Origin of the sequence: Stenotrophomonas sp. CASM114, assembly GCF_049384325.1 — a bacterium.
GTDB classification, from domain to species: Bacteria; Pseudomonadota; Gammaproteobacteria; order Xanthomonadales; family Xanthomonadaceae; genus Stenotrophomonas; species Stenotrophomonas muris.
On record NZ_JBMRGJ010000031.1, the window covers coordinates 33,164 to 41,764 of the forward strand.

At 66.9% G+C, this 8,601-nt stretch carries 4 protein-coding genes; 2 read left to right on the forward strand and 2 right to left on the reverse strand.

The features are described from left to right. Positions 1 to 399: 399 nt before the first annotated feature. Positions 400 to 2,691 carry an NADP-dependent malic enzyme gene (locus VG566_RS19440; protein ID WP_014648356.1) on the reverse strand — a complete coding sequence of 764 codons (2,292 nt, stop codon included), beginning with the start codon at positions 2,689 to 2,691 and terminating at the stop codon, positions 400 to 402. A 230-nt stretch (positions 2,692 to 2,921) separates the two neighbouring features. After that, complete coding sequence (locus tag VG566_RS19445; protein WP_014648357.1) at positions 2,922 to 4,265, reverse strand: dicarboxylate/amino acid:cation symporter; 1,344 nt, start codon at positions 4,263 to 4,265, stop codon at positions 2,922 to 2,924. 332 nt (positions 4,266 to 4,597) lie between these two features. Between VG566_RS19445 and VG566_RS19450 the strand changes: the two genes are divergently transcribed. Beyond that, positions 4,598 to 5,767: a porin gene (locus VG566_RS19450; RefSeq protein WP_164166472.1), complete on the forward strand. Its 1,170-nt coding sequence runs from the start codon at positions 4,598 to 4,600 to the stop codon at positions 5,765 to 5,767. Positions 5,768 to 5,833: 66 nt separating this feature from the next. Further along, entirely contained in the window at positions 5,834 to 8,476 is a 2,643-nt protein-coding gene (locus tag VG566_RS19455) for a hybrid sensor histidine kinase/response regulator (RefSeq protein WP_241884211.1), read from the forward strand. Positions 8,477 to 8,601 lie beyond the last annotated feature (125 nt).

Sequence of the window (8,601 nt, forward strand, 5' to 3'; positions counted from 1 at the left end):
ACGCCTCAGCGCGACTGCACGAAACCGGCGTACAGCGCGAACAGCTGCTGGAAATATCGCCGCGTGACTCGATTACGCATGACACCCTCGCCCATGAAAGTTGGTCGGGCCCAGGGTGGGAAGGCCGGTCCGGTCCCTTCCCACGGCCGGGCCGCGTGGGCGTATTGGGCCGCAACGGCGTTGCAGGGAAATGACCGGGCGGCGTAGCGCGTGTGGCAGGTTCGGCGGCCGTTGCGGCAAATGAAAACACCGGGCAATGCCCGGTGTTTTCACTTGCGCCGACGTCCAGCCGCGCCAGCGCCATCATTCTTCCGACCAGGAGCCCCTTCTTGTTGAAGGGGCGCGCCGAAGGCGGGGGTAGAGGAAGAATGCGTGGGCAGCGGAAATGGGAAAGAAGGCTTATGCCTTCTTTTCCGCTTCCAGCTGCTTGCGGATCTGCGCATCGACCGCCGCGATCGCGGTCATGTTCAGGATCCGGCGCGAAGTGGCGCTGGTGGTCAGGATGTGCACCGGCTTGTTCACGCCCATCAGGATCGGGCCGATCGCCACGCCATCGGTGAACACGCGCACCAGGTTGTAGGCGATGTTGGCCGCTTCCAGGTTCGGCAGCACGAACAGGTTGGCGCGGCCCTGCAGGGTCGAGCCCGGCAGCAGCTTCTGGCGCAGCGCTTCATCCCATGCGGTGTCGCCCTGCATTTCGCCGTCCACGTTCAGGCGCGGGTTGCGCTTGAGCAGCAGCTCGCGCACCTGGCGCATCTTCAGCGCGTCCTTCGAGTCATGGCTGCCGAAGTTGGAGTGCGACAGCAGCGCGACCTTCGGCTCGATGCCGAACAACTTCATGCGGTAGGCCGCCTGCAGGGTCGCTTCGCACAGCTGCTCGGCGGTCGGGTCTTCCTGCACGTGGGTATCGACGAAGAAGAACACGCCCTGCTGGTTGATCACGCCGGTCATCGCCGAGGTCGAGGTGACCTTCGGCTCCAGCGGCAGCACGCTGCGCACGTAGCCCAGCTTCTTGTGGAAGCGGCCGACGATGCCGGTCAGCATTGCATCGGCTTCGCCACGCGCCACCATCACTGCTGCGATCAGGGTCGGGCGCGAACGCATCAGGTTCTTCGCCGCGGCCACGGTCACGCCACGACGGCCGGTCAGGCCGTGGTAGTACTGCCAGTATTCGTTGAAGCGCGGATCATCGTTGATGTTGGTGACTTCAACGTTCTCGCCGATCTTCAGGCGCAGGCCGAGGCGCTCGATGCGCGATTCGATCACTTCCGGACGGCCGATCAGGATCGGGTGCGCCAGGCCGTCATCGACCACGTTCTGCACCGCCTGCAGCACCACTTCCTCTTCGCCTTCGGCGTACACCACGCGCTGCTTGTCGCTGCGCGCGCGGTCGTAGACCGGCTTCATCATCAGGCTGGTGCGGTAGACGAACTGGGCCAGCTTGTCGCGGTAGGCGCCCATGTCGTCGATCGGGCGCGAGGCCACGCCCGAGTCCATCGCGGCCTGGGCCACGGCGGCCGACAGCTCCACCAGCAGGCGACGGTCGAACGGACGCGGGATCAGGTATTCACGGCCGAAGCTAGGGGTGTCACCGCCATAGGCCGAGCCCATGTCGGTGGCGGCGCGGCGGGCCAGTGCAGCGATGGCACGCACGCAGGCGATCTTCATTTCCTCGTTGATCGCGGTGGCGCCCACGTCCAGCGCACCACGGAACAGGTACGGGAAGCACAGCACATTGTTGACCTGGTTCGGGTAGTCCGAACGGCCGGTGCCGATGATCGCGTCCGGACGGGCGGCGCGCGCCAGTTCCGGCATGATTTCCGGGGTCGGGTTGGCCAGTGCGAAGATCACCGGATCCGGCGCCATGGTCTTGACCATGTCGGCGGTCAGGATGCCCGGCGCCGACAGGCCCAGGAAGATGTCCGCGCCGTCGACGATCTCGGCCAGGGTGCGCTTGTCGGTGTCGCGCGCATAGCGCTGCTTTTCCGGGTCCAGGTCGGTACGGCCGGTGTGGATCACGCCCTCGCGGTCGAAGGCCAGGATGTTTTCCGGCTTCAGGCCCAGCTGCACCAGCATGTTCACGCAGGAAATGCCGGCTGCGCCCATGCCCGTGGTGGCCAGCTTCACGTCCTCGATCTTCTTGCCGGTGATCGCCATGGCGTTGAGCACCGCCGCGCCGACGATGATCGCCGTGCCGTGCTGGTCGTCATGGAACACCGGGATCTTCATGCGCTCGCGCAGCTTGCGCTCGACCACGAAGCATTCCGGCGCCTTGATGTCTTCCAGGTTGATGCCGCCGAAGGTCGGTTCCAGCGAGGCGATGATGTCGACCAGCTTGTCCGGGTCGGTCTCGTCGACTTCGATGTCGAACACATCGATGCCGGCGAACTTCTGGAACAGCACGCCCTTGCCTTCCATCACCGGCTTGCCGGCCAGCGCGCCGATGTTGCCCAGGCCCAGCACCGCGGTGCCGTTGGAGATCACCGCCACCAGGTTGCCGCGGGCAGTCAGCTCGCTGGCCTGCTGCGGGTCGGCCTTGATCGCTTCACAGGCGTACGCCACGCCCGGCGAATACGCCAGCGACAGGTCGCGCTGGGTCAGCATGGGCTTGGTAGCGGAAACCTTGATCTTTCCCGGCGGGGACATCCGGTGGTAATCGAGGGCGGCCTGTTTGAAATCTTCGTTGGACATCGATGTGGGTTACATGAATGGGCAGAAGGGACAGGGGATGATACCCCCGTTGGAGCGTCTGGACCTGTCGCTATCCTGTCGCAAGCATGCTGCGACCGCACAATTCCGTGCCGTATGCGACGGTACCGCGATGTCAGCTTCGGCGTTGCCCATGACAGCCATGGGACGCCCTGAAACGCCGCGGGGCCGTACCACTGTCGTGACCGGCCCCGCGGTACCACACACCTGGATCAGCCCTTGGCCGGCAGTGCCTCGGGCAGCGCATCGACCGGCGGCGGCAGTTCGCTTTCGCGGCCATCCAGCGCCAGCTTCAGGCGGTTGCGGTCCAGCGCGCCTTCCCAGCGCGAGACCACCACGGTGGCCACGGCATTGCCGATGAAGTTGGTCAGCGAGCGGCATTCGCTCATGAAGCGGTCCACGCCCAGGATCAGCGCCATGCCGGCAACCGGCACTTCCGGCACGACGGCCAGGGTGGCGGCCAGGGTGATGAAGCCCGCGCCGGTGACGCCGGCCGCGCCCTTGGAGCTGAGCATGGCGACCAGCAGCAGGGCGATCTGGTGGCCCAGGGTCAGTTCGGTGTTGGTGGCCTGGGCGATGAACAGCGCCGCCAGGGTCATGTAGATGTTGGTGCCGTCCAGGTTGAACGAGTAGCCGGTCGGGACCACCAGGCCCACCACCGACTTGCTGCAGCCGGCGCGTTCCATCTTCTCCATCAGCGACGGCAGCGCCGACTCCGACGACGAGGTGCCGAGCACCAGCAGCAGTTCGGCCTTCAGGTAGCGCGCCAGCTTGAATACCGAGAAGCCGCACAGGCGGCAGACCACGCCGAGGATCACCGCCACGAACAGGAAGGCGGTGAGGTAGAACGAGCCCACCAGCCAGGCCAGGTTGATCAGCGATCCGACGCCGTACTTGCCGATGGTGAAGGCGATCGCACCGAAGGCGCCGATCGGGGCGGCCTTCATCAGGATGTGCACCAGCTTGAACACCGGAGCGACCAGCGCCTCCAGGAAGTTCAGCACCGGCTTGCCCTTCTCGCCCACCATCGCCAGCGCGATGCCGAACAGCACGGCCACGAACAGCACCTGCAGGATGTTGCCATCGACGAAGGCGCTGAGCAGCGTCTTCGGGATGATGTCCATCAGGAAGCCGACCAGGGTCAGGTCGTGCGACTTCTCGACGTAGCTGTGCACCGCGGTCTGGTCCAGCTCGGCCGGGTTGATGTTCATGCCGGCGCCGGGCTGCACCACGTGCGCCACGATCATGCCGACGATCAGCGCCAGCGTGGAGAAGAACAGGAAGTACGCCATCGCCTTGGCAAAGACCCGGCCCACCGTACGCAGGTGGGTCATGCTGGCGATGCCGGTGACGATGGTGAGGAAGATCACCGGCGCGATGATCATCTTCACCAGGTTGATGAAGGCATCACCGAGCGGCTTCATCTTCTCGCCGATCAACGGCTCGTAATGGCCGAGGATGGCGCCCAGGACGATCGCCACGATCACCTGGAAGTACAGCTGGCGATAGATCGGCAACGGCTTTGCAGGCACCGGTGCTGCGGTCGGGATGTGCATGGCGGACTCCGGAAGGGGCGTTTTCAGGCACGTACGGCCCCGGAGCTGCACGGGAACCGTTACCGTGGAAACTGATCGCAGGCCCTGTGCAGCACGCACAGGAGGTGCGACCAATGGACGCCTTTGTACGCGCCAGGCACGCCAGCGCAGATAACCTATTGGTACTAGCCTCCCGGTTCAGGTGGCACAGGTGCCTACACTGGCGCCGCACCGCCCGATCCTGGGGAGGCTGGTGGCCCGGGCTGAACGGCTGGGTGAGTCTTTGCGAAAGTTCCGGCCCTTCCGGCCGTTGATGTCCTGTCCACACGCAATCTGAGAGAGCCGCACCCAACATGCGCCCGAATCCCACCTTGCTGGCCCTGTCGCTGGCCGCCCTTCCCGCCTTCGCCTCGGCCGCCGATTTCGACAACTGGCCGACCAAGTACACCTTCGGTGAAGGCACCGAGCTGGCGGCCACCGCCAACATCGCCTACGACTACAACGACTTCTCCTCGGCCAGTGGCCTCGAGGACGACGATGCCGTGCGCCGCAAGGAATTCGGCGCGACGCTGAAAAAGAAGGGCGTCTACGATGCGATGGTCTACTACGACTTCCAGGCCGATACCTGGCTGGACGTGTTCGTGCGCTTCGAGAGCAAGGCCTTCTTCGGCCGTGACGTCGGCCGCTTCCGCTTCGGCTACATGAAGACCCCGGTCGGCCTGGATGCGAACACCTCTTCGCGTGCCGGCAGCTTCCTGGAAACCTCGCTGCCGGTGCAGGCCTTCTACGAAGGCCGCCGCACCGGCGTGGAGTGGGTGCTGGAGCGCCCGCAGTACCTGCTGCAGGCCGGGGCCTATGGCGGCAAGGACCTGCAGGGCGACAACCCCGGCACCACCCAGGCGGTGCGTGCGGTGTGGACGCCGGTGAAGGCACCGGGTGATGTGATCCACCTGGGCCTGGCCTACTCGCAGGAAAACCCGCGTGGCTACAGCGATGGCCGCGACGTGCATCACGAGGCCAGCGCCCGCCTGCGCGCGCGCCCGGAAGCCGGCCTGACCGACATCCGCTACGTCGATTCCGGTGCGCTGGTCACCGCCGACCAGATCCGCCGCACCGGCCTGGAAGGCATCTGGATCCGGGGCCCGTTCTCGCTGCAGGCCGAAGCGCTGCGCGCTACGGTCACCCGTCATGACGGCAAGCCCGACTACACCGGCAGTGGCCAGTACGCGATGGCCAGCTGGGTGCTGACCGGCGAATCGCGCCCGTACAACGCCGGCGCGGTGGCCAACATCAAGCCGGCGCACAACTACGGCGCGGTCGAACTGCTGGCCCGATACAGCCGTCTCGACCTGGACGATGGCAGCATCCTCGGCGGCCGCCAGCACGACCTGACGCTGGGCGCGAACTGGTACCTGACCAGCCACTTCAAGTTCCAGGCCAACTACGTGAAGGTCGACGCCAGCCGTCGTGGCGTGCACAGCACGCCGGAGATCTTCGAACTGCGCGCGCAGATGCACTTCTGACCCCTTCCACGTCAGACCCCGGCGGGCGTGCACGCCACGCCCGCCGGCCCTGCGTAGACTGCCGCCATGTACTGGCTCAGCCGCCACCGGATGCTGTTGCTGACCCTGCTGGTGATGGTCGGCGGTACCGTGCTGTGCGCGGTCGCCGCCGGTCATTACGCCTGGCGGCGCGCGCTCGGCGAGGAAAGCAGCCAGGTGCAACGCCAGCTGCAGCTGTATGGCCAGGGCCTGCAACAGCGCATCGACCGCTTCGGCACCTTGCCGCAGGTGCTGGCACTTGACCCGGATCTGCTGCATGCACTGCGCGTGCCGCCCTCGCCCAGCGAACGGCAGCGGCTGAACCTCAAGCTGCAACGCGCCAACGAAGTCACCCGTGCCTCGACCCTGACCCTGGTCGGCCACGACGGTGTGGCGGTGGCGGCCAGCAACTGGGACCAGCCGACCACCAACGTCGGCGAGAACTACAGCTACCGCCCCTACTACCGCCAGGCGCTGGCGCAGGGCCGTGGCCGCTTCTACGGCATCGGCATGACCACCGGCGTGCCCGGCTATTACCTTTCGCAGGCCATCGAAGAAGACGGCAAGCGGCTGGGCGTGGTGGTGATCAAGGTCGAGTTGTCCGCGCTGGAACAGGAATGGCTGAGCAGCCCCGACGTGGTGCTGGCCAGCGACGACCACGACGTGGTGTTCCTGGCCAACCGGGACAGCTGGCGCTACCGGCTGCTGCGCCCGCTGGGGGCCGATGAGCGCCGCGAGATGCTGGACGCCCGCCAGTACGCCGACCGCGCATTGCAGCCCCTGCGCGCACGCACCGAAGACGTGCTGGCCGATGGCGGCCGCATGGTGCGCCTGCTGGACCCGGCGCTGCCGCAGCCGATGCTGTGGCAGAGCCTGCCGCTGCCCGCCGAAGGCTGGAACTTGCACCTGCTGCACGATGCCGGTGCCGCCACCGGCGCCGGCCGCGCCGCAGCACTCACCGGTGGCGCTGCATGGCTGGCGCTGGGCTTCCTGGTGCTGTTCGTGCAGCAGCGCCGGCGACTGTCCAAGCATCGCCTGCGAAGCCGCCGCGAGCTGGAAACCCTGCTCAAGCAGCATGCACAGGAACTGCGTACCGCGCAGGATGGCCTGCTGCAGGCCGCCACCGATGCCGACAGCGGCCTCAGCCGCAGCCTCGAACACCTGCCGCAGGGCGTGGTGGTGATCGACCGCGAACTGCGCCTGGTCGCGTGGAATTCGCGCTATCTGGAACTGTTCCGCTTCCCGCAGGACCTGGTTCGCGTCGGCCGGCCGATCGAGGAACTGTTCCGCTTCAACGCACGCCGTGGCCTGCTTGGTCCGGGCCCGGTCGATGAAGCCATCGAGCGCCGCCTGAATCACCTGCGCAGCGGCCGCCCGCACATGCGCGAGAGCGAAAAAGACGATGGCACCGTGCTGGAAATCCGCGGCAACCCGCTGCCCGACGGCGGCTTCGTCACCAGCTATGCCGACATCACCAGCTACAAGAACGCCGCGCGCGAACTGCGCTCGCTGGCCGATGCGCTGGAACACCGCATCGCCGAGCGCACACATGACCTGGAGGAAGCACGCCGCGAAGCCGAGCAGGCCAACCGCTACAAGACGCGATTCGTCGCCTCGGCCGTGCACGACCTGCTGCAGCCGCTCAACGCGGCGCGCATGTTCGTCTCGGTGCTGCGCGGCAAGCTGGGCGACCCGGCGCAGCAGCAGACTGCGGACCACATCGATGCTGCACTGGCCGCGCAGGATGCGATCCTCAATAGTCTGCTGGATATCGCGCGCCTGGAATCCGGCAGCCTGCCGACCCGAGTGCAGGCGTTCCGGCTCGGGCCTTTGCTGCAGACGCTGGCGCGCGAATTCGGCATCGCCGCACAGTCGCGTGGCCTGGTGGTCGACTGGGTCGATACCGATGCGGTAGTGGTCAGCGATGAAGCCCTGCTGCGCCGAATCCTGCAGAACTTCCTGTCCAACGCGCTGCGCTACAGCGAACGCGGCCGCGTGCTGCTCGGCTGCCGTCGCCGTGAAGGCATGCTGTGGATCGAGGTGCACGACCAGGGCCCCGGCATTCCCGACGCGTTGCAGGGCGAGATCTTCGAGGAGTTCCGCCGCCTGCACGACGGCCAGCAGCGCGGCGCCGGCCTTGGCCTGGCCATCGTCGATCGCATCGGCCGCCTGCTTGGGCATCCGATCCGGCTGCGCTCGCAGCTGGGCCAGGGCAGCGTGTTCGCGGTGGGCGTGCCGTTCGGCGAAGCCAGCGCGATTCCCGCTACTGCTCCTGTGCCGGTGCTGGTGCAGGAACCGGCGGCGGACAACCCGCTTCGCGGTCGCCGGGTGTGGGTGATCGACGACGATCCGCACGTGTGCGCGGCCAGCCGCGCGCTGCTGGAGCGCTGGGGCTGCGAGGTGGCGCTGGCCGATGGCCCACAGGCGGCGCTGCAGCTGGCAGCAACAGGCGCAGTACCGGAGCTGGTGCTGCTGGATGTGCGCATGGGCGATCACCATGGGCCGGTGCTGTACGAGACATTGGCCGAATTGTGGCAGGCCCGCCCGCCGGTAGTGCTGGTTACTGCCGAGCGCGATGCGGGATTGCGTGAGATGGCCGCCGAACGCGGCTGGGGGATGATGGCCAAGCCGGTGAAGCCGCCAGCGCTGCGGGCACTGATGAGTCAGTTGCTGATCCGCCATCGCGGGTAGTTTCCAGCCAACGGCGCAGCCCCTCGTGGGTGGTGTCTGGGTGGTCGCGGAAAGCAGAAGCCGCGGGTGGGCCGGTCGGGTTGGGTACGCGGGGGACGCCGTGAATCCGTCCCTGGAGGCTTGGC